Origin of the sequence: Cedecea davisae DSM 4568 (assembly GCF_000412335.2) — a bacterium.
Lineage (GTDB): Bacteria > Pseudomonadota > Gammaproteobacteria > Enterobacterales > Enterobacteriaceae > Cedecea > Cedecea davisae.
Window position 1 is genome coordinate 1,378,472 of sequence record NZ_KE161030.1, and the last position, 25,994, is coordinate 1,404,465.

At 53.6% G+C, this 25,994-nt stretch carries 16 protein-coding genes and 2 pseudogenes; 7 read left to right on the forward strand and 11 right to left on the reverse strand.

Translation table 11 applies throughout. From position 1 onward, the window contains the following. Position 1 precedes the first annotated feature (1 nt). The 5 genes and pseudogenes from HMPREF0201_RS06440 to HMPREF0201_RS06455 all read left to right on the forward strand — a co-directional run. On the forward strand, positions 2–2,566 hold the full coding sequence (locus HMPREF0201_RS06440; protein ID WP_016535709.1) for a type VI secretion system Vgr family protein: 2,565 nt from the start codon (positions 2–4) through the stop codon (positions 2,564–2,566). Next, positions 2,563–4,116 carry a hypothetical protein gene (locus tag HMPREF0201_RS06445; protein ID WP_016535710.1) on the forward strand — a complete coding sequence of 518 codons (1,554 nt, stop codon included), beginning with the start codon at positions 2,563–2,565 and terminating at the stop codon, positions 4,114–4,116. The genes HMPREF0201_RS06440 and HMPREF0201_RS06445 overlap by 4 nt, the downstream gene beginning before the upstream one ends. Next, entirely contained in the window at positions 4,113–5,249 is a 1,137-nt protein-coding gene (locus HMPREF0201_RS06450) for an Imm72 family immunity protein (protein ID WP_016535711.1), read from the forward strand. Before HMPREF0201_RS06445 ends, HMPREF0201_RS06450 begins: the two co-directional genes overlap by 4 nt. A gap of 76 nt (positions 5,250–5,325) precedes the next feature. Next, positions 5,326–5,583, forward strand: a pseudogene (locus tag HMPREF0201_RS22440) (phage baseplate assembly protein V); the annotation flags it as partial. 790 nt (positions 5,584–6,373) lie between these two features. Continuing rightward, positions 6,374–7,303, forward strand: a pseudogene (locus HMPREF0201_RS06455) (Imm72 family immunity protein); the annotation flags it as partial. Positions 7,304–7,764: 461 nt separating this feature from the next. On the opposite strand, the gene HMPREF0201_RS06460 reads toward HMPREF0201_RS06455, so the two are convergent. From HMPREF0201_RS06460 to HMPREF0201_RS06490, 7 genes are read right to left on the reverse strand one after another with little or no spacing between them, the layout of a single operon-like run. Further along, the gene (locus tag HMPREF0201_RS06460; protein WP_016535715.1) at positions 7,765–8,775 is read right to left on the reverse strand and encodes a family 8 glycosyl hydrolase; all 1,011 of its coding nucleotides are present in this window, start codon (positions 8,773–8,775) and stop codon (positions 7,765–7,767) included. Positions 8,776–8,809: 34 nt separating this feature from the next. Continuing rightward, complete coding sequence (gene bcsD, locus HMPREF0201_RS06465) at positions 8,810–9,280, reverse strand: cellulose biosynthesis protein BcsD (protein ID WP_016535716.1); 471 nt, start codon at positions 9,278–9,280, stop codon at positions 8,810–8,812. Between the two features lie 8 nt (positions 9,281–9,288). Next, on the reverse strand, positions 9,289–13,116 hold the full coding sequence (locus HMPREF0201_RS06470; protein WP_016535717.1) for a cellulose biosynthesis protein BcsC: 3,828 nt from the start codon (positions 13,114–13,116) through the stop codon (positions 9,289–9,291). 4 nt (positions 13,117–13,120) lie between these two features. Continuing rightward, positions 13,121–15,511 carry a cellulose biosynthesis cyclic di-GMP-binding regulatory protein BcsB gene (bcsB, locus tag HMPREF0201_RS06475; protein ID WP_016535718.1) on the reverse strand — a complete coding sequence of 797 codons (2,391 nt, stop codon included), beginning with the start codon at positions 15,509–15,511 and terminating at the stop codon, positions 13,121–13,123. Then, positions 15,508–17,622: a UDP-forming cellulose synthase catalytic subunit gene (bcsA, locus tag HMPREF0201_RS06480; protein WP_016535719.1), complete on the reverse strand. Its 2,115-nt coding sequence runs from the start codon at positions 17,620–17,622 to the stop codon at positions 15,508–15,510. Before bcsA ends, bcsB begins: the two co-directional genes overlap by 4 nt. 10 nt (positions 17,623–17,632) lie before the next feature. Beyond that, positions 17,633–18,421: a cellulose biosynthesis protein BcsQ gene (gene bcsQ / locus HMPREF0201_RS06485; protein ID WP_016535720.1), complete on the reverse strand. Its 789-nt coding sequence runs from the start codon at positions 18,419–18,421 to the stop codon at positions 17,633–17,635. Next, the gene (locus HMPREF0201_RS06490; RefSeq protein ID WP_016535721.1) at positions 18,412–18,888 is read right to left on the reverse strand and encodes a hypothetical protein; all 477 of its coding nucleotides are present in this window, start codon (positions 18,886–18,888) and stop codon (positions 18,412–18,414) included. The genes bcsQ and HMPREF0201_RS06490 overlap by 10 nt, the downstream gene beginning before the upstream one ends. 627 nt (positions 18,889–19,515) lie before the next feature. On the opposite strand from HMPREF0201_RS06490, the gene HMPREF0201_RS06495 reads away from it, so the two are divergent. Together HMPREF0201_RS06495 and HMPREF0201_RS06500 are read left to right on the forward strand one after the other, a co-directional pair. Further along, positions 19,516–20,325, forward strand: a complete 810-nt coding sequence (locus tag HMPREF0201_RS06495; RefSeq protein ID WP_016535722.1) for a winged helix-turn-helix domain-containing protein — start codon at positions 19,516–19,518, stop codon at positions 20,323–20,325. Positions 20,326–20,337: 12 nt separating this feature from the next. Then, the gene (locus tag HMPREF0201_RS06500; protein ID WP_016535723.1) at positions 20,338–20,823 is read left to right on the forward strand and encodes a hypothetical protein; all 486 of its coding nucleotides are present in this window, start codon (positions 20,338–20,340) and stop codon (positions 20,821–20,823) included. Positions 20,824–20,856: 33 nt separating this feature from the next. Here HMPREF0201_RS06500 and galU read toward each other — a convergent pair whose 3' ends face one another. From galU to HMPREF0201_RS06520, 4 genes are all read right to left on the reverse strand, one after another. Then, a complete protein-coding gene (gene galU, locus HMPREF0201_RS06505; RefSeq protein WP_016535724.1) occupies positions 20,857–21,738 on the reverse strand; it encodes a UTP--glucose-1-phosphate uridylyltransferase GalU in 882 nt (293 codons plus the stop codon). A gap of 149 nt (positions 21,739–21,887) precedes the next feature. Then, positions 21,888–24,470, reverse strand: a complete 2,583-nt coding sequence (locus HMPREF0201_RS06510) for an EAL domain-containing protein (RefSeq protein WP_016535725.1) — start codon at positions 24,468–24,470, stop codon at positions 21,888–21,890. Further along, a complete protein-coding gene (locus HMPREF0201_RS06515) occupies positions 24,467–25,483 on the reverse strand; it encodes a GGDEF domain-containing protein (protein ID WP_016535726.1) in 1,017 nt (338 codons plus the stop codon). The genes HMPREF0201_RS06510 and HMPREF0201_RS06515 overlap by 4 nt, the downstream gene beginning before the upstream one ends. Before the next feature lie 149 nt (positions 25,484–25,632). Next, complete coding sequence (locus tag HMPREF0201_RS06520; RefSeq protein WP_016535727.1) at positions 25,633–25,974, reverse strand: helix-turn-helix domain-containing protein; 342 nt, start codon at positions 25,972–25,974, stop codon at positions 25,633–25,635. Between the last annotated feature and the right edge of the window lie 20 nt (positions 25,975–25,994).

Here is a 25,994-nt window from a genome sequence, read left to right on the forward strand (position 1 = left end):
TATGGATACAATCCCGGATAATTGGCAGGGGCTATTTGACGGACAGACCCGCTACCGCCTTGAGATTAACGACAGCGTCCTGAAGCCGGATGTGCTGAACTTCCGCGGACGTGAAACGCTCAATGCGCCGTTCGAATGGCGCATTGAATTCACCACGACACAGAAAGATATCAGTCGCCGGGATGCGATGTTGAAGTATGCCACCCTCAGCATGCTCAGTGGCAGGGTCGTGCAGGGCATCATCACCGGCTTTGAGCACCTCCAGGAGACCGTTGACCAGACGCATTTTGCCGTAACGCTTTCCTCGCGCCTGGCGTTGCTCGCTCACACCCGTCGCTGTGCGGTGTACCAGAATGTCTCCGTACCAGAGCTAGTGGAGCGGGTACTGCGCAACCACGGGCTGGAAGGGTCGGATTTTGAATTTCGGCTGGAACGGGCCTATCCAGTACGTGAACTGATTACCCAGTGGCGGGAGACCGACCTGCAGTTTATCCAGCGAATCCTGGCCGGAGACGGTATCTGGTTCCGCACCGGGGTCAACATCACCACCGGGCTGGATACGGTGACGTTTGCCGACAGCCAGCTGCACTATCAGTTTGGTGTGCAGCTGCCGTACCGTGAGCCTTCTGCTCTTCATGATGGCGCGGTTGAAGCCGTATGGGATGCCAGAGTGTGGCACCACACCGTCACCGGTAGCGTGGCCATGCGGGATTACAACTATCGCACCGCCAGCACGCCAATGGATGCGACCGCAAGCGTCAGAAATGAAGCTGCCACCATCGGTGAGCACTACCGCTATGCGGCCCCGTACCGCGAAGCGGGCGATGACACCACCTCTGAACCGGAAACCGAAAGCGGAGCCTTTTACGCCCGCATTCAACATGAGCACGCCCTTAATAATGCCATCCGTCTGCATCTCTTCAGCAATGCCAGCCACCTGACGCCGGGGATGGTGCTGGAGACCGGAGACAGTGACACACCGGAGCTGAAAGAGGGGATGGTGATTACGCTCACCACCTTCCGGGCGGCTCGTGATACCCGTCTGCATGTCTCCGTCTGGGGCATGCCTTACAGCGAGCAGTCCTGCTTCAGACCAGAGCCAGCATCGCGCCCGTTAATTGCCGGCACGCTGACCGCTCGCGTTGAAAGCGATGAGAAGAGTGCGCTTTATGCCCATCTTGATGAGATGGGTCGCTACCGGGTGAAGCTGGACTTCAGCCGTGAAGACGCCGAACAGGGCCATAACTACCTGTGGATACGACAGGCCAAACCCTACGCCGGAGAAACCTGGGGCTGGCACACGCCGCTGATTGACGGCACGGAAGTGGGGGTTGCCTTTGATGGCGGTGACCCGGACCGCCCGTACATCGCCCATGCGTTCCATGACTCTGAACATCCGGATGTGGTCACCCGCGAAAACTGCAGCCAAAACATCCTGCGAACCGCGGGCCAGAACGAACTGCGTATGGAAGACCAGCGCAAGAGTGAACATATCGCGCTCAGCACCCCGTTCGGGGCCACGGCACTGAACCAGGGCCACATCGTGGACATGGAGAACGAGCCGCGCGGAACCGGGTTTGAGCTGCGCACCGATGAGTTCGGGATCATTCGTGTGGCGAAAGGGCTGCTTATCACTGCCGATGGCAAAGTGCACGGCGAAGGCGATGTGCTTGATATGGATCTGGCACTCCAGGAGATTGAGGCCGTCCGCGAACAAATCGAGGGACTGGCCAGCGCCGCTCGACAGGCGAAAGCCCTGGAAGCCGATATCGCCAGCCAGCAGGTGATGTTCGCTACACGTCTGAAAACCCTCAATAAGATGATCCACTTCTCAGCACCTGAGGGGATGGCTTTTACCAGCGCTGAGCATCTACAGCTGGCGGCCGCAGACAATCTCGCCCTGAATGCGGGCGGGAATATCAGCCTCGGTGCTGAAGGGCATATCACCGGACTGGCAGGCGACAGCGTGGGAATGTTTGCCCAATACGGCAAGCTGAGCCTGATTTCGGCGCAGGGGCCGGTACAGTTTCAGGCGCAGAATGGCGTGATGCACCTGAGTGCCGAGCAGAAACTGACTCTTATCTCTGCAACAGAGATGCTGCTGGCCGGTAAGAAGCGGATACGGCTGGTGGGGGGCGGGAGCTCCATCCTTATTGAACAAGGAAAAATAAAGTACGAGACCGCAGGGACTTACACCCGCAAGGCTCGCCGGCTGGATACGGAAGGCGGTGCTGCGCAGACTCCGGACGTGCCGTGGCTGCCTGATCCGCTGAAAGACCCCAATGATGCACTAATGCAGTATCTCTACCATGATGACACGCCGGTGGTTGGTGCACCGTTTACCGCAACACTTGCGGACGGTTCTGTGCGTACCGGTAGCCTCGATGGGGCTGGCTACCTGCATCTTGACACTATACCTGACGGCCCAATGACTGTTGAGATGGGGCCGGATGTGCGGGGTTATTTACGAAAAAACAACAGGGATAATCAGCAGTTTATCGGTTCCTCAGCGAGTGAGTCCGACATTGACGCCCTGATAATGAAACACAGCGGAGGTGTGGAATGAGTATGCCGGGCGTTGCGTGGTTTAAAGAAACCAGCCTGGAAACCAGCCAGTGGATTTGGGGAACGCTTCAGGGGGCGTTCAATGAAAAACAGACCATCGGGCAAGTTATTACCGATGCCGCCATCGGAATGATCCCCGTAGTTGGCGATGTGACAGCGGTGCGTGATTTGCTGGCCGTGTCGATTGGCTTGATTAATGAGCCCAAAAAGCGCGAAAACACCACCGAATGGGTGTTTTTGGTGATCCTGCTGTTTGCGCTGATCCCGGTGATTGGTGGTGTGATAAAAGGTGTCGGACGCCTGGCCCTGCGTGTAACTACAAAAGCGGCAGAAAATGTGGAAACACTCGCCGAGGTGGTTAAGTATCTGAACCGCGTTGGCGAAGGCGATGCGGTGAAATGGCTGAATAAACTGAATGTTGTTGAATATCAGGCGCGGCTGATTGAGAAAATGCGTGATTTTTGCGACACGATGATCACCGCAATTAATCAGATCCTGAAGGCCCGGGTCGGAAGAATGCTGCCAGATAAATGGCAGGCGGACTTACTTCGGGTACGGGATGGATTTGCTGCCCTTAAACCACTGGCTTCCAGGATGATCCCGCAGGCGCTGAAAGAGCTGGATGCGAAACTGCGGGTGTTGCAGGCGCTGGTATATAAAGGTGAAATCCATACGGTGGCAACGGGTAAGGGCAGGGCTGAAGTGCGGCGTGAAGCGGAAGCCTATCTTATCGAGCGCCCGTTACGGGAAGCGCCGAAGCAGGGCACGCGTTTTCCGAGTCTTCATGCTGAGGAGTTTCACCAAGGTAGACTCCAGCGTAAATATTTGAAGGCGGGGTATCCGAATATCGTTAGTTGGAAAGGAGAAAGCCCTGCATTCGTTAAAGGACAGCAGGTCTTTACTGATATAGCTTCTTTCAGCGGTGAAATTATCGCTAAAAGCGCCCGGGAGATGGCGGGCAGTACTATCTATCGCGCTTTTGGCAATGAGACGCAGTTGGCCACAAATCCCGGTGGCTCCTGGGCGGCAGGGGGATTCTGGGGCTACCAGAAAGTACCAGGCAGTGCAGAAGAGTGGCGGCAGCTATCGGCGGTGCTGGATGAGTGGAACGGCAACGGTTTTCTGGTGGTGCTGCATCTGCCGGAAGACCTTGCCATGCGGATGCCGGGCACTAATGCCTGGCATGGCAAGATTGCGGAACAGTTCGGGAGTGATATTCCCACTCAGTATCTGCAGGGCGGCGGTGAGCAGGTAATCATTAATCTGGATGAGATGCTGAAAAAAGAACTGAACCGTATCGGAGAGCAGGTTAAGGCGACAGGTCAGCCTACCAGCATTGAAATTAATGGCGTAAAGGCTGAGTTTTATCCCACTCATTGGAAGGACGTAGAGGGGACTTATGGTTATACCCGGCCGGAGGGCATTGAACCGCCGTACACCACATATAGCCGCGAACTGCATGACGATGAGCTACGCACCAAGGTAACGGGCAGAACGATACTGAATGCCGCCCGGACTGAGCGGCAGACTACGACAGGAAGCGAACAATGATGACTCTGGAAAAGAAATACCCGATGAGCGATGAACAGGTGCGTCGCAAGCTGTTCTGGCTGTTACAGCGGCTGAGCAGTTACACTCTGTGGCAGCGTAAACGGGATGCCTGGGCGTATTTTACCCAGCAGTATGAGCAGGCGTTAAAAACCTGGCCGGAGGAGATAACGAAGGGGTTCCACCCGAAGAGTATTATTCGAGCATATGATGCCCTGCGCCTTTACGATGAAGGATTACCGGAACTGGCTGTGGGCAACCGGCAGGTATGGCAAATGAATACAGGTGAGTTCGATCAGCTTTTTCGGCCAGTTAGTTTAATAAGAACTTATTTTTACTGGCCCTGCCATAGTGAGCGAGGCGGGCAACGAGAGCCTTACCCACCAGAAATAGAAAATATTAATCAGTGGCGGGTTGCAGCAGAATACCGGGGCGATAATTTATTATATCCGCCAGCAAATAATGTATGTAATATTTTTGATGCTGAATATTTATTAAACCCTAATAATTATATTTATAACTTAACTCAGCTGGCTTTCCCGGTATTCCCGAAAAACCTCCCGTCCGTTCCTGAGCGCAGCGATATCATTATTAAAACCGATGACCCGGTGCCCTGCGACGGTATCTGGGAACCAGTAAAAATAGAGTATCACCATAAGTTACTGGTAATTAAAAACGGTATCAGTGGGTTTAAAAATCTTGGGGCTTATAACTATTTTATTCGCGGAATGAATGCGCCTCGTCAGGTGTATTACGATGTATTAATTGAAAGTGATACAGAAATGCTTGTCACTGACGATCCCATTCGATACCGCGACGTTCACTGGCGTCTGGTCTGGGAAGATACTCGCTACTGTGACGGCATTATTCCGGATGAGTCAGAGTATTTTCTGGATGATGCTCCGGGTAAACGAATTACCTGCCAGACCGGCGAGCAATGCCCTCATTCCGGGAAATGGTCCACGCTTGCCGGAGGACATCAGCAGTTTATTGATATTAAGACCGGTGTATTGATGCCGGAGGCCACGAAATATCAGAGTGATATGTATGTACCTGAAATAAAGTTCCCCGCAACATGGAGTCTTTTACATCGTGAAGACGGAGGCAGTGTTTATATAAAGTCGGAAGATAATTAGATATCTGGTTTTAGCTACAGGTAATGGGTTGGCTTTTTTACTGGCTGAAGGCGTATTAAAAGCCGGGAAAAGGGGGGATATCTCTGCCTGGCTGTCCAGCCTGGGCCGCTACCGGGTGAAGCTGGACTTCAGCCGTGAAGACGCCGAACAGGGCCATAACTACCAGTGGATACGACAGGCCAAACCGTACGCCGGAGAAACCTGAGGCTGGCACACACCGCTGATTGACGGCACGGAAGTGGGGGGTGTTTTTGACGGTGGTGACCCGGACCGCCCGTATATTGCCTACGCGTTCCATGACTCTGAACACCCGGATGTTGTCACCCGTGAAAACCAGCAGGCAGAACATCCTGAAAATGCTCCGCTTCTCAGCGCCTGAGGGGATAGCTTTACCAGTGCTGAGCATCTGCAACTCTCGGCAACCCAATTACAGATAGTGAGCAGAGGAAATATGGTGTCTGGGAAAAATAAAGAAATGCTATTAAATACTTCAATAGGAATTTTAGGGTGTTTTTTGTCATTGTGGTTCATCAGATTGGATACGAATTGTATATGAGCTACTTCACTCCACGTAGCCGAGGTGTCTCGCCAGGGTTTGTGATGCTATATATGAGGTGCATTATTATCCCAGTGGTGTTTATCTCTTCTTTTATAAAGATTAAACATTCATTGATAATAACTAGTATAGCTATTATATATATGATTTATTCATGGTACGAAACAAATCCTCTTAGAGTCGCTTTGATGTTTTTCTCATGCTCAGCCGGTTATGTATCCGTGATTATTAGTAGAGCAATTAAGAATATATTTACAAAAAACACACAACCGAATCTGACACGAACTGGATGAACGATTTAAAAGAGCGGTGAATAATTATGGCAAGCAGGTTAAATCCAGTGGTCGGGCAATGACGGTAGATATACAGGGTGTGAAGGCTGAATTTTATCCTTCAGAGTCGAAAGAGGTGAGCGGAAAATATGGATACAGTGCACTGGAAGAATTTACCACCCTTATGCGACCAGCTCGCGTGTATTGCAGGACGATGGACTCCGAAGCAAAGTCACACAACGCAGCATGATCAACGGTGTTCTTGTTGAGCGGCAGACCACGACAGGAAGCGAACAATGATGACTCTGGAAAAGAAATACCCGATGAGCGATGAACAGGTACGGCGCAAGCTGTTCTGGCTGTTACAGCGGCTGAGCAGTTACACTCTGTGGCAGCGTAAACGGGATGCCTGGGCGTATTTTACCCAGCAGTATGAGCAGGCGTTAAAAACCTGGCCAGAAGAGATAACGAAGGGGTTCCACCCGAAGAGTATTATTCGAGCATATGATGCCCTGCGCCTTTACGATGAAGGATTACCGGAACTGGCCGTGGGCAACCGGCAGGTATGGCAAATGAATACAGGTGAGTTCGATCAACTTTTTCGCCCAGTGGATTTAATTGAATCTTATTTTTATCTACCCTGCCATGAGCATGGGGTACAGAGAGAACCTTATCCACCAAAAGTAGAGATCTTGAATAAATTACGTATTGCCGCAAGTTATTGGGGGGATAATTTACTTTACCCACCGCATGATAATGTCTGTAATTTTTTTGATGCCGCGTATCTATTGGACTCCGACAGCTATAATTATAACTTACATAAGCTATCTTATCCCATTTTTCCCAAAAACCTCCCGTCCGTTCCTGAGCGCAGCGATATCATTATTAAAACCGATGACCCGGTGCCCTGCGACGGTATCTGGGAACCAGTCAAAATTCAGTATCATCATAAGCTGCTGGTAATTAAAAACGGTATCAGTGGGTTTAAAAATCTTGGGGCTTATAACTATTTTATTCGCGGAATGAATGCGCCTCGTCAGGTGTATTACGATGTATTAATTGAAAGTGATACAGAAATGCTTGTCACTGACGATCCCATTCGATACCGCGACGTTCACTGGCGTCTGGTCTGGGAAGATACTCGCTACTGTGACGGCATTATTCCGGATGAGTCAGAGTATTTTCTGGATGATGCTCCGGGTAAACGTATTACCTGTCAGACCGGATGCTGATGAGACCATGATTTAGGCCAGTGTGTAGAAGAATAAATATTCCAGGCAGCAGTTGTGGGTTTCGGCGGTTTTATATTCCGAGGTGCGGCCTGTCATTTTGATTATCGGCAGTAATAATAGAATTTAAAAAATGGGAGTGGTGTGAGGCAGGCGAAGGATTGTGAACGCTTATTACGGAGTGATTTTCGAAGGCCGTCCTATGTCGTCGGGTCTGTGCTGCTTCAATTTTGATAATTTTAATTATTCCGTAAGGGTTCAGCGATAATTATGTCAGCAGAAACAAAATTTCTTAAAAAATTCAGGCCCGGCGTTCTTCTCCTTGTGCTTTTGAGAGCAGAAGCCAGGCTGATATTGCGGATTTTTTCCTGGAAATGATAAGTCGCGCTTCGTGTCAGCATTATTCCGTGCGTAGCCGGGAGATATCGCTATCTCCCGCTCTGCCCCTATAAAAGCAACTAAAAAACGACGGTCGAGCCGGAGTGAGCTGTGAGGTTTACTTCCATAGCAGCGGCTTTCGTCAGCAGCTTCAGGCTTGATGAATAGTAATCTTCCCCGACGTAACGCTTGTCCCAGTAATCTTCTCTTATACTTCCTACGGAAAAATCTCTTACCGCCTGCATCCCGCCCGGCAGCGGGTACTCGGCAACGGTGCCGGTGAAGACGTTGATCCACGCGGGCGCATTCCATTCCGGCTGTTTCTCCCAGAACGAGCTAAAGATGCGGTTCTGCGGCAAGTCTTTTTGATACCAGTTCAGGTAAAGCGGGATACGTACCGCGTCAAAGCCGAAACGAGCGGGCCAGTCGGTGGCGGGCTCAACCGTGCCGTCTTTATTGACCGTCACCCAGTCGACAGGGAGGCGATGCTCGCCAAAGCGCATGGCATCGAGGAGCGTCAGCCCGTCGTCGATCATTTTTTGCCATTCCGCGCGATGGGAATAACTATAGAAGTCGCGCCAGGCCGGGAAGATAAAATAGGACGGGTTCAGGTTGATAAAATCTTTATGCGTAAAGCCTTCAACGCCGGGCAGCATAACGGTTTTTCCCGCCCAGTTAATTACCGCATGTGAAAGCAGTGCGCGCTGGATCCCTAAAGAGGCGTCGATATAACGCTTTTCGTTCCAGCGGTTACCGGCGCGCAGCAGCGCCCAGCCGATCAGCATATCGCCATCCGTCGCGTCGTTACGATCGTTAACCTGATGCTTTGCCGGATCGTAACGCCATGAAAACAGGCCGATATCCTCCCGGTATAAATTTTTATGCGTCCAGTTCCAGAGACTGTCGAAAGTAGCGCGATCGCCGTTGATCTCGGCGAGCAGCATGCCGTAGCCTTGCCCTTCGGAATGGCTGATTTGCTGGTTGCCGCTATCGATAACGCGTCCCTGGTCAATAAAGCGCTGTTTATAAGATTGCCAGTTTTCAACGTTTTGCGACGCAATGCTCTGCGCGCTGAAAAATAGCATTAACATGCTAACTCCCGACCAAAGCCATTTGATATTCACTTCACTTCCCCTCTGTCTGGTAACGAAAATTCAGAGCCTCCGGGCTTTGTCCCGTCAGGCAAAAAAACATCTCTTCTGTGCCGCCCAGCGCCCGGAGCCACTCGCTCCAGCATCCTTCCATCAGGGATGAAAAGCCGTTTGCCCAGGCCGATAAATTGTCCTCCTGCCCGGCATGTGGCCAGGCGAGATGAGTCACTTCCAGGCCGCGATCATCGGCCGCAATTTGCACCATGCCCCAGTTAAACTGCGCCAGCAGGTTATTGGCCCCGTCTTCCAGATCGCCAAGCGTTTCGCCGGGCGGGAGCGGGAACTGGCGCGCCAGCTGTGCTCCCGTGCGGTGCAGGAATGCGTGCCCTTCATCACGGCTGGCTACCGCAAGAATGCTGGTGCAGAGCAGGGCGCTAAGATCCTGCCAGCCGGGCTGATACTGCTGCCGGCGGCAGTAGTCGGCGAGTGTGTCAGTTATGCTCATGATCTGCCTTATTGGTTATCCAGTAAGTATTTGAAATAAATCAGGGCGTTGGCCTCCGAATACTCTCCGGCCGTGTCGTAGCTAAGCTTGCCGCCAACCGCCATCTGCGGATTGAGTTTGTAATTGCCCTGAAGCTTGAGGTTGTAGCTCACTCCGGTGGAGGTTTTGGCGGCGTAGTGGGACTCGCGCCCAAAACCGGCATCAACCAGCCAGTCGAGGTTGTTCTGCCATTCTGATTCGGTTGGGAAGTAATCGCTTTGCTTCTGGGAGTAGGCCTGGTAGCCCACCGAGCCGGAAAGTTTGTAATTCCAGTTCCCCGCATTGCGGCTGTATTCCACCGGCAGCGATACGCTGATGTAGTTTTGCGGGCTGAAGTAGCCGCCCTGGCCGAAGCTAAAGTTGCCGAGGTTTTTCGCGAAGTTCATATAGTCGGTATTCACGCCGATTTTCACTTCCCGGTCTTCGGCGTGCAGCGGTCGGTAATAGAACCCGGCGTTGCCGAGCACGGCCTGGTTTTCAGGCACGTTTTGTCCCTGATATTGATAGAACGAGCCGCCGCCATAGGCTCCGGCGTCGCCGTTGTCATAATTCACGCTAAGGCCGCCGCCGCTTTTCACTACGGCCCCCCAGTTTTTACCGCTGTATTTATCTTTGGTGCCAACGTAGGAGAGCAGGCTATCGGTCACGGCGCGGCGTTCGGCGTTCAGCGTTAACTGGGTATTTCCGGCAACGGTTGGCGACCAGCGCAGCCCGCCAACAAGGTTGTGTGAACCCTGGCCGAGCGGCGTGGTACCGATGTCGGCCTGGTACTGGTCGCCGGTTAACGCGAGGGAAAGCTCTGCTCCGCTTCGGCGCTGTTCGCCGCTGGAGCCTGCGGCATAGTCGTCAGGGCCGAAGGTATGCGGCTGAATAACCTGCTGCTGCGCAAGGTTGAAGGCGTCCTGAGCATCGGTTTCATCGCGCATCGCGATTTCGCACGCGGAAGAAGTCGGATCCTGGCACGCTTTAATCCGGGCGTTGGATTTGTCCGCCAGCGCTTTACGTGCCGCGTCGGCGGCGGCGGTGGAATCTGCGGCCGATTTCTGTGACGCCTGGGTTGCCTGCCAGGCTGCGGTGGCCTGCTGTAGCGCCCCCGAACCGAAGCGGTTGCTCGCCTGGCCGGAAGTGCTGCCCGCATTAAGCATCACAGGCGTTATGGAAAACTTCAGCCGGGACTCGCTAAACGGTACGGTAGAAAAAGCCAGCGAAGTTTTGGTTTCGCTCAGACCGCCCAGCCCGTCCTCGCCGTCCCGCTCGCGCAGGCTTAAAGAGGTTTCGACCCAGGAGGCCAGTTTTTCGCGTGTTTCATCGAGCAGTTTGCTAACCTGGGCAATAAGCTGAGGTTTCTGGCTCGAAGAGCCCGCGCCTGCTAACGAAGCTGCGGTCTGCCACGGTAGCGCCGTTGACTCCTGCACATCATCTACAAACGGATTATCCGCAATGTCTAACCCGCCAACCGTTGCCGTGCTTCCGGCGCGGGTGATGCCCAGCAACTGTTGTTTTGCCTGCCGCAGCAGCGTGAGCGCCTGGCGTGCCTCGCCGTTACCGCGCGCAACACGAGCGGCAAGGAATAAATTTTCGGGAGAGTTTTTGTCGTCCAGCTCGCTTAAAAGCTTACCGGCCTGCGGATTGTCGCCAGAGGCTAATGCCAGATTGATAGCCCCGGTCAGCGCATCCTGGTTATGTGGCTCCTGAGAAAGAACATATTGATAGACGCTGCGGGACTCTTTGAACATCTTCCCGGACTGATAAACACGCGCCATGGCGAGCATCAGAGCTTTGTTATGCGGGTCATCATGCAGCTTAACGATTAGCGTGTCGTAGGCCTGCGCGTACCGGCCCCGCTCGCGGAGCTTATCCGCCTCGTTGATAATGCTGCCCAGTTTAATTTCGGCAATTTCACGCGGTGAGCTTTTCGCCAGCAGGACGGGGTTTGCCAGCAGGGCATCCGCTTCGTTAGTTAGCCCGGCCTTATAAAGGCTTGCAGCCAGATGCCCGGCATCTGCCGGGGAAACCGTATCCGCATTGCTGAGCGGGAGCAGCAGGTTTTTTGCGCCGGCATTGTCGCCTCCGGCAATCAGTTTGTCCGCATTGGCAAGATCCAGATTAAAGGCGGCGCGGCGGCGCAGGGCGCTGATGTCTTTGTTCCACTGGCCGCGCGGGATGCGGTTGATCGCCGCGATAGCCTGGCTCCACTGTTTATTTTCCCCGCGATAAAGAGCGGCAACGTAAAGTTCGTCTTTGCGCGGGCTTTGTTCCATAGGGGCGATAAGTCGGGCGGCCTGACCCTCGTCACCCTGTTTTAGCAGCACCCGGGCAAGATCGAGCCTGACCCAAGCGTTTGACGGTTGCTTTTGCATCGCGCCGCGCAGCAGCCGTTCTGCCTGCAAGGCGTCTCCTGCGTCGAGCGCCTGCGCCGCCTGCCGACGAATCGGGTCAACGCTAACCGGCTGGCCGCTGGCAACTTTGGCCCGGAAGGCGGGAGGCAGGGTCTGGAGCAGCTTCGCCGCTTCATCGGTTTTATGCTGCTGGGTTAATACATAGTAAAGCGCCTGCTGCACTTCCGTGGACGGCGTTTGAGCCTTGAGGGTGCGGTAAGCCTGCTCCGCCTCCGGCAGGTCACCTTTGCGGCGCAACACGTCCGCACGGAACAAATTCACCGCCAGGTTTTCGTCCCCGGAGCTGTTGAGTAAAGGCTCGCTTGCGGCCAGCGCTTCGTTCCAGTTGCCCCTTGCGGCCTGCGTTTTTGCCGTGCTCAGGGCGGCGTAGAAGCTCGCTTTCTCCGCAAGGCTCGCCCATTTTCCCTGGTCTGCGCCGGGCCGGGAGGCGGCGCGTTTTAAATAATCATGAGCTTCGGCGAATTGTTCTTTGCGCATGGCGATAATGCCGAGACCGCCCAGCGCGCTGCTGTTATCCGGGTCGGCGTTCAGCGCCTGTCGGAAGGCTTTATCCGCGCCGCTAAGATTGCCTTTTTCCACTGTCCGGTAGCCTTCGGAGACAGTGCTTCCGGTGACGTTGCTGGAATAGTGCGCTTCTACTTCTGCGTCGTTAGGGTGATTTTGTTGCCAGGCTTCGAACAGCGGGCGGTCGTCCGCACGAGGATGCAGCCATAGCAGCGCCTGCCGTAGATCCTTTGCCGCTTCGGGCGTGGAGGGCGAAAGCGTTGCCAGCAATGCAATCCCTTCGCGGCGGCTCTCTTCCTGCCAGGTCAGCATTTTGCCTAACGCAAGCGTCGTTGCGGCATCCCGTGGGCTTTGCTGGTGGCGCTCAGTCAGGGCGGTAATCGCCTGTTCGCGGCGTTCCGGGATGGCGGCCAGCGTCTGGTAATACTCGCTGGCGAGCGAAGCCGCAGGTTCACCTTTAATAAACAGTTCTTCATAGACTTTGACCGCGGCGGCCGGGTTGCCGCTTTTGACAAGTCGTCTTGCCTGAGCCAGGCGGCCTGGCGCAATCGCCGAGGTTGCCACTTCACCCTCAAGCTGCTGGATTTTGGCACCGTCCGGGCTGGCCTTACGCAGCTTTGCCTTCCACGCTTGTGCTTCCTCTTTTTTCCCCTGCTGCAAAGCGTAAAGCGACAGCAGATAGAGCGCGTCCGGGTTGTTGGGTTCAACGCTAAGAATTTTTTTTAGCGCGCTTTGCGCATCTTCCGGGTGATTGCGCTCGTGCCAGAACTGCGCCTGGGCAAACAATTGCTCCAGCACGCCCTGGGCGCTAAAGCTTGAGAAGGGAAGCGCCAGCAGGAACAGGCTGCTTAACCCAAAAGCCGGTAAGGGTTTATTAATTTTTTTGTTTTTCATTTGCTTATCTGTCGCCGCCGTTACGGCGCTGGCCGATATAGTTCGCAAGGCGTTTTGCCGCCTGGTTGCTCAGGTAGAAGTAGAGGGAAAGCCCCAAAAGCGCCGCCAGCAGGGCGCACATCAGCCCCAAAACCAGGAAATGCTGGCTGGCATACCAGAAAATTTGCAAATACCACGGCATTTGCCCGGAAACGTAATGGTCGCCAATGTGCCAGCTGTGCACGCCGTCGCTTTTGCTGATAAGGGCGAGGTCGCCGCGAATGGCGGCGTTCACCGCCGGTTTGCGCAGATCGTCCGGGAGCTGAGCCAACTGCTCGTCTCCCGTGGCCGTAGCGAGGATAACGCTGCGCTTCGACGCCCACGGGGAGCTGAAGCTAACGAACCCTCGCCAGTCGGCGGCCGAAGCCAGATAGCGCGAAGCGGCTTTGCTTTGCCGGTGCCAGTCGCCGAGCAGGAAAGCTTTGGCTTGCTGCAAGTAGTCGAGCTGGCGTAACTCAAGCTGGCCTTCCTGGAAGGCAAAGGGGCTTTGGGCGAACAGCGACTGAATGAAAGCCTGCTGCTGAAGCGTGGCTATCGCCAGCACGTCTTTGTTCTGCAAGGATTGTCCGGCGTGTTGCGGCGCATCGTCGCCCAGCAGAACCCGGGCACCGTGAGAGGTCACGCCGGTTGCATTTCCCTGGCGGGCCATGAGCGTCATCAGCGTGCTTATCTCGGTCGCATCCGGGTGGGAAGGCATCAGCACCAGCGTTTGGGAAAGATCGGCCTGGCGTGAGAAGGGGAAGCCCGCGCCGACGAAATACGAAAGATTCGGCAGCTCGCTGAAGTGCCAGCTGTGGCTAAGATCGAGAGTCGAGTCAGGATCAATCGAGCTTTTCATACTGGTGTCGTTCAGCACCTGACAGGGCGCTTCTTTTTTTGCTTTGACGGCAAAATAGAATTCGAATTGGTTATCGCCATAGATTTGCCAGGGCTGAATATGCAGCGTTTTCTGCTCCTGGCGCGTGTCGCCGCCCATCAGGTGCCAGAGGCGCTCGACCGCGCCGCTGCTGTTCACCGGCAGGTTGCGCAGAAAGCGGCCATTCAGCGAGACGCCGAGCGCGGAGGTGTCTTCATCTACCCAGCTATTGGTCGGGAAACGGTAGCCGAGGCGAAGGGGGAGGGTATCGCCGTCCCACATAAACAGATCCGGCGCGGTGCGAAACGCCACGCGAATCGTTTCGTGGCTCAGACCGTGAACGTTGAACCGCGCTTCGTCTTTAAGCAGTTCACCCAGCGCCACCGGGTGGTGAGTATCGAGCCAGCGCGGCGCGTCATAGGCCTGGCGCTGAGGGATGCGCTGCGCCGGAATGGCACTAAGCTTCGCGCCCTCCGGTAGCTTGCCGTGTGTCAGCCCGTAGGCCGCGCGTTGCAGTTCATCCGGGGTCTGCCCGCTGACTACCAGCAGCTTGTACACCGGATTAAGCGGGTTATTGGTTATCCAGAGCGAAGCCCCTTTTTCCTGCGGGATTTGCAGCGTGCCGATGGACTCGCCGGGATGAGCAAAGACGATGGCGTTGCTCATCGGCAGTTCGCCCAGGCTTACGGGCAGGTTGATGTCTTTATAGTCGGCATGGTAGCCGAGGAACGAGCTGACGGTTGCCGCCGCGCTTAAAATGTCCTGCCCTGGCGTGCGGGTGAAAACCATGGCGACCTGCTGCCTGCCCATTTCCAGCGGGTCGATAAACGGCCACGGGAAGCGGGAAAGGTCCGGCGCGGTGTCCAGGCGCAGGCCCTGATAGTCAATTCTGCTGTCGGGCTGGATGGTCAATTGGTAGCGTTTTTCGCTATCGACTTCGCACTGCAACGTTTTTGCGTTTTCCAGCGTCACGCTCAGGTTATTGGTGGCAACCAGCATCGGGGCGGGAATATCCAGGCTAAAAGAGGTTGTCTCGTCGCTGGCCTGGCTCAGGGGGAGCTGCGCCAGCGGCTGGCCGTTGAGCATCACGTTGAGATAGTGCTGCCCGTCGACCAGGGCGGAGGAGACGTTTATTTTCAGCAGAAACTGAGCTTTGACCACCACGCGGTCGCCGGGCAGAGTAAAGGTAAACCCGCTCTGTGGCTGGTGGCCGTCCAGGCGTAGCCCGTCGGAAATTCCTGCATCTTTCAGGCTCAGGCTGCCGTTAACCTCAGGTTGAGCCTCCGGGACGGTTAAGGGCTCATCGGTAGTGAAAACCTCACCCGTGCTCTGCGGTACTTCAGTTTCAGGCTGAACGGGCGTTTTATCCGGTATGGTTTCGGCCGGGCGCGGCATCTGCAATGTTTCAGGCAGGTCAAAAGCGGGAGCTTCGGCACTGCACAGCCCGCTTAGCAAGACGAACAGCAGGGCTTTGCCGCGCGTTGAAGAGATAAGATTCATGCGGCAGCCTCCGGTTTAGCTTTTTTTGCCTCGAATTTCGCGAGCTTTCTGTTGCGGCGGCTACGCCAGAAAATGCCCCACAGTCGACCCGCGCTGCGCAATACGCCCGCCATAGAGCGGCGAAGGCTGTCTTTTGCGTGCGGCGTTTCGAGCCAGGCATCCGCCCTCGCCAGCACTACGCGCACCAGCTCGCGGCGCTTATGCAGGGGAATATCGCCAAACTGCAGGCGCAGAATGTCGTCGTTGGCGAAAACCTTTTTGCCGGGGATGCAAACCGCCGCGCTGTTGAGCAGCAGTTCCACTGCTTCAACTTCTTCGTTATTCAGCGCCGGGTCGGGGTTAATCACCTGCATTCCGCCCATCGACAAATCGCGGCTGACGGTGCGCAGGCTGGCTCCGTTAGTGAAATGGACAATGGTCGGGATAGCGATATCTATACGGATGCTTTTACGCACCTGTTTTGACTCATTGGCCACGGCAATCGACGCCAGCAGAATAATCAGGCTGTAGGTGGCCCAGCCGACGTTGAGCAACAGTACCCACGGCTCGATACCCAGACGCGTTTGGGTAAAGAAGCGGGCGATACCCGCAATCACGCCCGCACCCAGCAGCACGGCGACCACCATGTGGGGCATTACGATGTGGGCGTCGAAGTATTCTTTCTCCAGCGTGTCGCCTTTATCCGTCACGTTGAATTTGCCTTTGCGCGGCGAAAGGAAGGTTACGAGGGTCGGAATAACCAGGTGGAAGCACATCACCGTTTCGTAGACTTCGCCCCAGAAGGAGAAGCGATAGCGGCCGTTGAGGCGGGAGTTAAGCACCGTCGCCATCACCAGATGCGGCAGCGAATAGGCAAAAATCATGCTGGCCGAAGAGGCAATAATGTTTTGATTAAACAGCAGGTAAGCCAGCGGCGCGGTTAAAAACGCAATGCGCGGCAGGCCGTACTGGAAGTGCAGAATGGCGTTTAGATAACACAGGCGCTGCTGCCATTTTAAGCCGCGGCCAAACAGTGGGTTATCCAGCAGCAGGATTTGGGTCATGCCGCGCGCCCAGCGAGTACGCTGGATGACGTGCAGCGTGAGGCGCTCGGTAGCCAGTCCTGCCGAAAGGCGCAGGCCGAGAAACGCGGAATTCCAGCCCAGACGCTGCATTTTCAGCGCGGTGTGGGCATCTTCGGTCACCGTTTCGACGGCAAAACCGCCGATCTCTTCCAGCGCACAGCGGCGGATAACCGCGCAGGAGCCGCAGAAGAAGGTGGCGTTCCAGTTATCATTCCCTTTTTGAACCGGGCCGTAGAACAGCATCCCTTCGTTCGGGGCCTCGCCCGCGGCGGGCAGGTTGCGCTCAAACGGATCTTTTGAATAGAAGTAGTGCGGCGTCTGGATAAGCGCCAGCTTTTCATCACGCAGGAAGCTACCAACGGTCGCCTGCAGGAAACCTCGCGTCGCAACGTGGTCGCAGTCGAAGATGCAAATAAGTTCGCCGTTTGTTTTCTTCATCGCCTTGTTGAGGTTACCGGCTTTGGCGTGCGCATTATCGTCGCGGGTGATATAGCCGACGTTGGCCTCGGCGGCGAAAACGGCAAATTCGCTGCGTTTCCCGTCGTCGAGAATGTAGATTTTGATTTTATCGCTCGGGTAGTCCATGCACTGGGCCGCCAGAACCGTATCCCGCACAATATCAAGACTCTCGTTATACGTTGGAACGTAAACGTCAACCGTCGGCCAGAGCGAAACGTCTTCCGGTAGCGGCTCAATTTCGCGCTCCAGCGGCCAGATAGTCTGCATATAGCCGAGCAGCATAATGGTCCAGGCGTAGATCTCTGCGGCAAACAGCCCCCAGCCGAGTGCGGCTTCAACCCAGGAGTTAAAGGAGAGCGTAGAGGTGGCGCGCCAGTAGATATAGCGGGTCGCCATCAGCAGCGACAGGGCGACAAGCGTTGTCGAAACCTTTTTATTGCTGCTGCGCCCCGCAACCAGCAGCACGCCTATCATCAACAGGCCAAACATAAACTGTTTATGTGCGGTCATCGGAGTGAGGACGATCAAGGCCGCAGCGGGGAGTGCGACCAGCAGTAAAAACAGCGTTGAAAGCAGGCTTTTCATCATTGAGTCATCGTCAAAGGGTTGGCAAGACGTCGTTGTTGCCGACGGTGATGTTCAGCAAATGTGAGAGCTGTTTTTCCAGGGCATCGATGTCGAACAGGGCTGAACTGGATGGGCGATAAAGGCGCAGCGGTTTTTGGCTCGCCAGCGCGGCAGGGACGGAGCTGTCCTGGTGTATATCGCCCAGCAGCCTGTCGCCGATGCGCTGGCGGAGATATACCCCGATGTCGTGGTTCATCTCGTAGCGAGGATCGATTTTGTTGAGTACAAAATAGTGCTGCCCGTTTTTGTTTAGCGGCATGCCGAGGAACGCCTGCTTGTCTATTTTTTCCAGCAGCGTCGGCGCGATGCCGTCGGCCAGCAGCGTGACAAGATGCAAATCGATAAGCTCGTGTAGCGCCCCAAGTGCGGCATGCGGCCCGGCGGGCATATCCACGATAATGACCAGACCCTGGTGTTTAGTGATGCCGGCCAGGCTGCGGCGCACGGTTTCCGGTTTTTCGCTTAGCAGGTGCTGAAAAGCCTCGCGCTGTTCCCGGCTTGCTTCGCCGTAGGGCAGTAAATAAAGATTGGTATCAACCTTGAGGATGTTCTGTCCCCAGTCCGGGGTAGTCACGGCGTGGGGAACGAATCCGTGAGCGTCATCCAGCGTGAGGTTAAAATGCAGACGCAGCGCGTTCTGCTCGTTTAAGTCCAGCAGCAGCACCTTATTACCTCGGGTCGCGTAAGCGCTGGCAAGGTTAGCGGCGATCGTGGTACGCCCGCTGCCCCCCTGGGGAGAACAAATGCAAATCATCGGCATGATGCGATCCTGTTGAACAAGGTTGAAAGCGGCAACTCACGCTCGGGCTGTGCCTGCTGGTTATTGGTCTGGTGATGACCAGAGGGTTTGAACAGCGTGGAGAAGCGTTCTATTTCTCGGTCTGAGAATGCTTTGTCACCAGCCGATGGGCGGGTTCTTACCCTGGACTGGTCGCCAGCGGCGCGGCCTGAAGGCTGGTTTTCTGCAACGATGACCCGGGATGGGGAATCCGCTGGTGGTTGAATCTCTATCGCTGCGGGCATCTTTTTTTCTATCGCAGCAATATTATTAAATTCGCTGGTGCCGGTAATTTGTGGATTAATCGCGTCGCTCAGTGCAAGCCCATTTATTCTTTCAATGATGCTCCATTTCGCCAGAGCATTATCCGCGTTGTATTCTGATAATATTTTATAGTTGCCGACACCGGTTTTAAGAGTGAAGCCAGTGATATCGTCATAACCTTGCATAAATATACCTTTCAATAATTATGCTCCGTAATGGCGAAAATTAAGGAAGCATGACTAAGTTGCGATAATAATTACTCGCCGCGCGCCGAACTGATGCAACTTGACCGCTGTGGCGGATAACCATTTCGGATGCGGTTGAGTATATTTGACGATGCCTCGCAAAAGAATATATACCTTAAATTTACATATATTTATTGATTTAATTTCAATTTATAATTGATTTATAGGTTTTAATATTGGTGGTTGGGCTGATTTTCGATATTTTGAACTTGTCGTTTTGTTGGCCGCTGGGTTTTTTTTATGACCATGGTGACTGCTGTCTGTAACACGCATCGATAAGTGGATACGAATGCATAACAATTTTGCTGTATAATATTTACAGGGTGCGTAGTTGAGAATCAGAATAAATATCCTTTGACTCCATTGCCTTATTTTTATTGTGGGTAAAAGGGATTGCTCCTATTGATACTTCTGAGCGTCACTGTTAATGCTATTGTATAATTTTAAATAAATCTGATGAAGGCGACGAAATTAAATTGTATAAAGCTCTATTCGCTACTTATCTACTTGATAAATATCTTCCCGGCACCTTATACTCACTGCTAATTTACATATAAAGGTGAGCTTATGCGTTATCGTATTAATCACTCGATAATCTATACGCCTGATGATGGCACGGTTAAGCTTACCGCCGACGGTGAGAACGAAATCTCTTCCGGAGAAATTTCTCTGGCGCCGACGGCAAACCGCCTTTTAGCTATGCTGATTAGCCACCACGGCAGCATTCTTCAGCGTGATGAACTGCTGAACAATGTCTGGGATGCACACGGCCTGCGCGCTTCAAACAACAGCCTCAACCAATATATCAGCGTATTAAGGCGCAACTTCGCCGACCTCGGGCTGGAGGAAACGGTGATTGTCACCATTCCAACCGTGGGCTTTATGTTCAGCAAGGATATTCAGGTCATCGTTGAAGATGCCCCGGCTGCCGGGGCGCGGGTTCAGGCATCCTCCTCCCCGCGGCCCGCCGCCTCTCCGCCCGGTGAAGGGGCAGAAGGTGCTATTCCCCGCGCGGCAAAATTTAAGAAATGGGCCATAGTGGCAGCCTTAGCGCTGCTTACCGCGGCTAACGGCTGGTTTTTCCTTCGCCCTAATTCCGCTGCCCCAGTGTTTGAGCAACGCTTCCTGCTAGGCACGCTGGAAAGCTGCCCGGTTTATACCTTCTACAAAACGGACAGTTCCAGCCAGAGCAAGTATATGGACCTGGTGCGCAAGAGCATGGAGCGAGCCAGTTTTCACTGCAAGCCGGATAGAGAAATCTTTTTCAAAATTGAAGATCGTGCGCTTTATCATCAAAAAGCAACGATGTTTATCGCGATTTGTAGCCGACTCAAAGAGAATGAATTCTCCGGCTGCCGCAGCTATTACACTAACTAAGCGACCGTTCTGATGAGAAAAATAATCGTTGCCGTGCTGTTCATTAACGTCGCTTTTGCGCTTTGGGCGCTGTACCTGCGCGCGCCGCTAACCTCCCGGGGGCTGAACGTTTTTTGTGAAGCATCGCTTAAATTGAGTAACGACAGGGATGGCTCGGTATTTGATTTCGACGGCACAATAGTCACGCGATTTAAAAACGACGGGACGGGCTACCTCGACCTGCTGGGCGTTGCCGGCCGGCAGGGGAAAATTTATAACGTTTCTCGTGAGGTTAACTTTAGCTGGGTACCGAAAGACGAGGACGGTATTTATGGCATCACGCTGCATACCGCCACGGTGACCCAGGGGGATAATACGCCGAACGAACTGGTGGAAAACAACATTACCGGGCGTATGAACGTGGTCAACAGCTACATTGTGCGCCACGCCAACCACAACACCTGGAGCATCGGCAACATCTATACGCCAATTGTTATGTGCGTGGACAAAAAGAACTAATGTCTCGGGAGCAGGTTTTCGCTCCCGAAACTTTCAATTTTTTACCGCCGTTTCTAACCACTCTCGAAATACTACCCCCAGAGCAGGGTTAGCCAGCGCGTGCTCGACAAACGCCTGGGCATAACCTAGTTTGTTGCCGCAGTCGTGGCTTTTCCCTTCGAGCGCAAAAGCCGCAACCGGCTCAAGCGACATCAGTTTTTCAATCGCATCGGTAAGCTGAATTTCATCCCCGGCACCCGGCTGCGTCTGGCTTAACAGCGGCCAGATATCCGGTGAGAGCACATAGCGCCCGACGATGGCGAGGTTAGACGGCGCGTCTTCAGGGCGTGGTTTTTCCACCACGCGGCAGGCAACGTGGCTGCTGCCGGGTTTCAGCGTCGCACCCTGGCAGTCGGCCACGCCATAGTTCGCCACTTCATCCCACGGAACCGGGGCGACCATTATCTGGCTCATACCGGTTTGCCGGTAATTTTGCAGCATGGTTTTCAAATTGCCGTGGCCTGGCTCAATGATAACGTCGGGCAGAAGAACAGCGAAGGGGCTATCGCCGATCAGCGGCAGGGCACACAAAATCGCGTGTCCCAGCCCTTTGGCCACGTTCTGGCGGACCGCCATGATCGAGACATCCGGCGGACAGATAGATTTTACCTCTTCGAGCAGCTGGCGTTTGACGCGCTGTTCCAGCATGGCTTCCAGCTCAAAGCTGGTATCGAAATGATTTTCGATGGCGTTTTTGGAAGAGTGGGTGACCAGCACAATGTCTTTGATACCCGCCGCGATGCACTCTTCCACGATATATTGGATCAGCGGCTTATCAACCAGCGGCAGCATCTCTTTCGGAATGGCTTTGGTTGCGGGCAGCATACGGGTGCCAAGACCCGCCACGGGAATAATGGCTTTAGTAACTGAACTCATGAGGTCCTCGGTAAAGATATAGGCTTATAAAACGTGGTTTATCTGCACAGCAGGTTTGCCTGCTGTGCGGGGATTTAGCTAAAAGAGGATGACGGACGAGAGACGCGTAAGCGGGTTACGCGTGGGGTAAACTCTCGCCGTCAAATTCGTCAGGCGTTGGCGCTGCGGCCAAGCCAGCTTTTACCGGTGTCGAGCATCTCTTCCGGCCAGTCTTCAAATTTCATCGGTCGGCAGAAGTAGTAGCCTTGTGCTTTCTCGCAGCCCATTGAGGCCAGTTTTTCAGCAACCTCTACGGTTTCCACGCCTTCGGCAATCAGCGGTACGTTGAACCCTTTAGCCAGCAAAATAACAGCCGAAATAATGGATTCATTTTTCTTGTCTTTAAGCACGTCCATCACGAAGTTTCTGTCGATTTTCAGAGCGTCGAACTCCAGCTTATGCAGGTAAGAAAGGCTGGAGAAGCCGGAGCCGAAATCGTCGATGGAAAGGGTGACGCCGTTTTTACGCAGCGTGGCGATGGTCTCTTTCAGCTCGTTATCGCCTTTGATCATGCTGGTTTCGGTAATTTCGATGCAGATATTGCTATTTTTCAGCCCGGCAGCGGCGATGGTGCTCAGCAGGTAGTCGCAGAAGTCCGGCTGGGTCAGTTCGATTATCGATACGTTGATGTGCAGCTTGAAGTCGACGGGGCAGAAGCCACGCCCAATCTGCGCCGCGAGTTCCCCGCACGCCTGGTTTATTATCCAGCGGCCAAGCTGGATGATAAACCCGGACTCTTCGGCAACGGCAATCAGCTTATCCGGACGAACCATACCCAGTTCAGGGTTGTTCCAGCGCAGCAGGCACTCGGCCTCTTTCACCGTGGTGGAGTCCAGCAGCACTATCGGCTGGTAAACCAGGAACAGCTCCTGATTTGGAATGGCGCCATACAGATGGTTAAGCATGGTGATGTTATTCAGCGCCTGCTCACGCAGCAAATCATCGTAAACCCGCGTGTGAACATTTTCGCTCTGGCGAGCCGACTGCAGCGCGATGTTGGCGTGGGTGATGGCGGTGCTTAACGGAACGGTATCGTCAGGGCAGGTAACAAGGCCTGTGTGGCCGGTAAAGACAAACCCGGTATTTTCGTACTCGCCTTCCGCTTCCTGCATCAGGCTCATCAGGCTTGCGGTGTAGGTTTCAAGCTGTTCCGGCATGTTCACCGGGCAGCAGATGATAAACCTGTCTACCGCGTCGCGGGCCAGCACCACATCTTCGGGGAAGTGGCGGCTGATAAAGTCAATAAAGGCCTGGAGATAGCGCGTGGCGTAGCTGCTGCCGAGGTTGTTTATCATGGTCTGAACATTGCTCAGACTCACGATGCCAATTACGCCCTGGAAAGTCGGTTTCGCCTGGGTCAGCGCCGCCAGCAGCCCTTTTCGGGTCAGCAGGCCGGTTTCGCTGTCTATGTTTATCTGGTCTTCGAGCAGGGCAAAAGCGCTGTCCAGGTCGTTAGACATCTGGTGCAGGGCGCTGTCGAGCGAGTTCACTTCCTGGAACGACCAGCCCTGATTACGCTCAATTTTGCGACGCAGGGCGATGTCTGGTGCCTGCTCAGCAATTTTTTTCAGCGGGTTGACTACAACAGAAAGAATGCGATGGGCGATGAAGCAGCTGACTAAAAAGACCAGTACGGCAATCAGAATAGTGATGCTGCGGTAGCCGGAAAGTTTACCGAGCAGTTCATTTTCAGAAACCAGCACCACCATGTGCCAACCCTTGAGGTTTTGAGAATCGCCCACTTTGATGACTTTGCAAAAGTAGCGTGTGCCGTCCACTTCAATTTTATTAATGGTGCCGTCGTCCTTGCGCAAAAACTCGGCGGTAGCCTTGACGACCGGCTCTTCGCTTTGCGAAACCAACGGCAGGTCGGCGCCGCTTTGCTCGGCCAGGCCGTGAACTCTTTGGTTTTGAATCAGCTCCGGGGCAGAGGTGGCGATTATCTGCTGTTTGTCGTTTACCAGGTAAATCAGGCTATGTTCTGCGGTGGTGAGACTGGTAAGAAAGCGGCTCAGGCGACTAAGGCGTAAATCGCTGGAAACCACGCCGATATACGCGCCATTGCGGTCAAGAACAGGGGAGCTAAAGGAGATACTGACGCCGGACTCGGAGTTTACATCGCGGTAGGCGTTACTCCACATCGAGGTGTGGGCCTGGTTGACGGCGCTAAACCAGGGGCGTTCAAACAGGTTGTAGTTATCGACGGTGTACATCACCGGGCTGGTGTCGGTGCCGTCGCGATAAAACACCAGTTTGTTATCGGTGTCGGCGTTCTTTTTAATCTGAAACGTCCAGTTTGACTCCAGATCGCGGTTAAAGCCGACATAGTTACCCTCAACGCTGCCGAAAGCGATGGAGCTCAGCAGCGAGTCACGGGTAAACATCTGGGTCATCACTTTATATAAATAGTTGCTGATGTCGGTGAATGCTTTGCCTCTGTCGCCCGCATCCAGCGTTTTAATGAACAGCGTGGCGATAGAGTTAGCCTGCTGCGGGATATAAATATAGTAATTAAGCGCGTTTCCCACGGCCTCGCCGCGGGTATTTATAATGCGTTCACTCATTACGTTGAGGGTGTCATTTTCGCGGTAAAACTGGATATATACCACGCTGACGATAGTCACCGATGCAAAGATAAAGAACACAATAAATATGGCTGTTCGCAGTGACAGCTGAAGCTTCCTGACCATCATTTGTCTCCCTCAAAAGTGAATGAATTCTTGCCGTCCCGTTTGGATATATACAGATTTTGGTCGGCTTGAATCATCGCTTTTTCAACGTTACCGTCGCAGCGGGCAACGCCGATGGACAGAGATGGCGTGAAGTGGCCGCCTTCCGGCAGGGGAATTTTCAGTGAGTTAATAGTATCAATAACCCGGCTGGCGGCGATTTTCGCGCCCGCTTGATCGGTTTTGAACAGGAATATTGAGAATTCATCCCCACCCATTCGTACTACTTTGTCGTGATCGCGAATATGTAGCTTCATGCTATGAGCACATTCCTGCAGAACTCTGTCGCCAAAAGCATGGCCGTAATTGTCATTCACCGATTTAAAATCATCGACGTCAATGGCAAGGATGTAGCAAATCCCTTCGCTGTCACGGATTTTACTCATATATCGACGGTTGTAAACGCCGGTCAGCGGGTCAATCATATAATTTCCGCGCAAATTGCGCAGGGAGTAAAAATAATAAACTGCCTGCACGCAGCGGATAAATGCCATGATTGTTGGAATAAGAATAAGGATCAGCAGTTGACGATTATAGTAGGTTTTAGTGTCGTCAAGCAGGCTTTTGGCAAGGATTGAGAAGCGATTGTCGTTAATGGCAATCTCGTGATAGACCTCGCGGGTATCAAGGTCGCGAGTCTTCAGGTATATATTTTCCGCAAAGTGTTCTTCTTCGTACTTTACCGCATCGCTAATCGGAGATCTAAAGACACTTTTTACATAATCGCTATACAGTCCGGCTATCTCTTTCTGGTAGCCCGCAGAGTCTCCTGCATGGCGGAAGATAATGTCATTAATCTTAGTCAGATAATCAGACTTCATAATCGAGATATTAAGCACGCTTTCTATCTCATTATTCATCTTTTCAATTTTGGTATAGAAGAGTGCGAAGCAAATCAGGCTCACTACCAGCGAAGTGATAGTGATGAAATAGTGCCAGCTGGCGGAATTGTTATAGACGTCGTTAAGGCGTTTCATAGACTGACCCAATTTCGTTTAGAAGTAATGGGTACACCCTACCAGCGATCGCTTTATTTGGTTATTTATAGAGTAAAATGCATCATATTTATTATATAATTCTAATTATAAATTAATTTATAGATTTTAATGTTGCGATGCGCGTTGCGTCAGCGGTGAGTTTTCGCCTGCTGCTTTCGATAGTTCCCCGGAGAAAGGCTGAAGTTGCGGGTGAAAAGGCGGTTAAAGGTCTGCTGTGATTCGAAGCCGTACTTCATAGAAATGTCGACAATTCTCTCCTGAGTGTTTCTGAGATCCTCGGCAGCAAGGCAGAGCTTTCTTTCCCTGATATAGCGCCCGAGGCTGGTTCCTTTGCACTCCAGAAACAAACGCTGAAAATGCCATTTAGAATAGCCCGCGTAGCGAGCCACCTCCTCAATACTCAGCGGTTGATGAATATTATGGTCAATCCAGTCGGCGATTGACTCGACCACCAGAGCAGAAAAGTTCATGCATCGATTCTCCGCAAAAA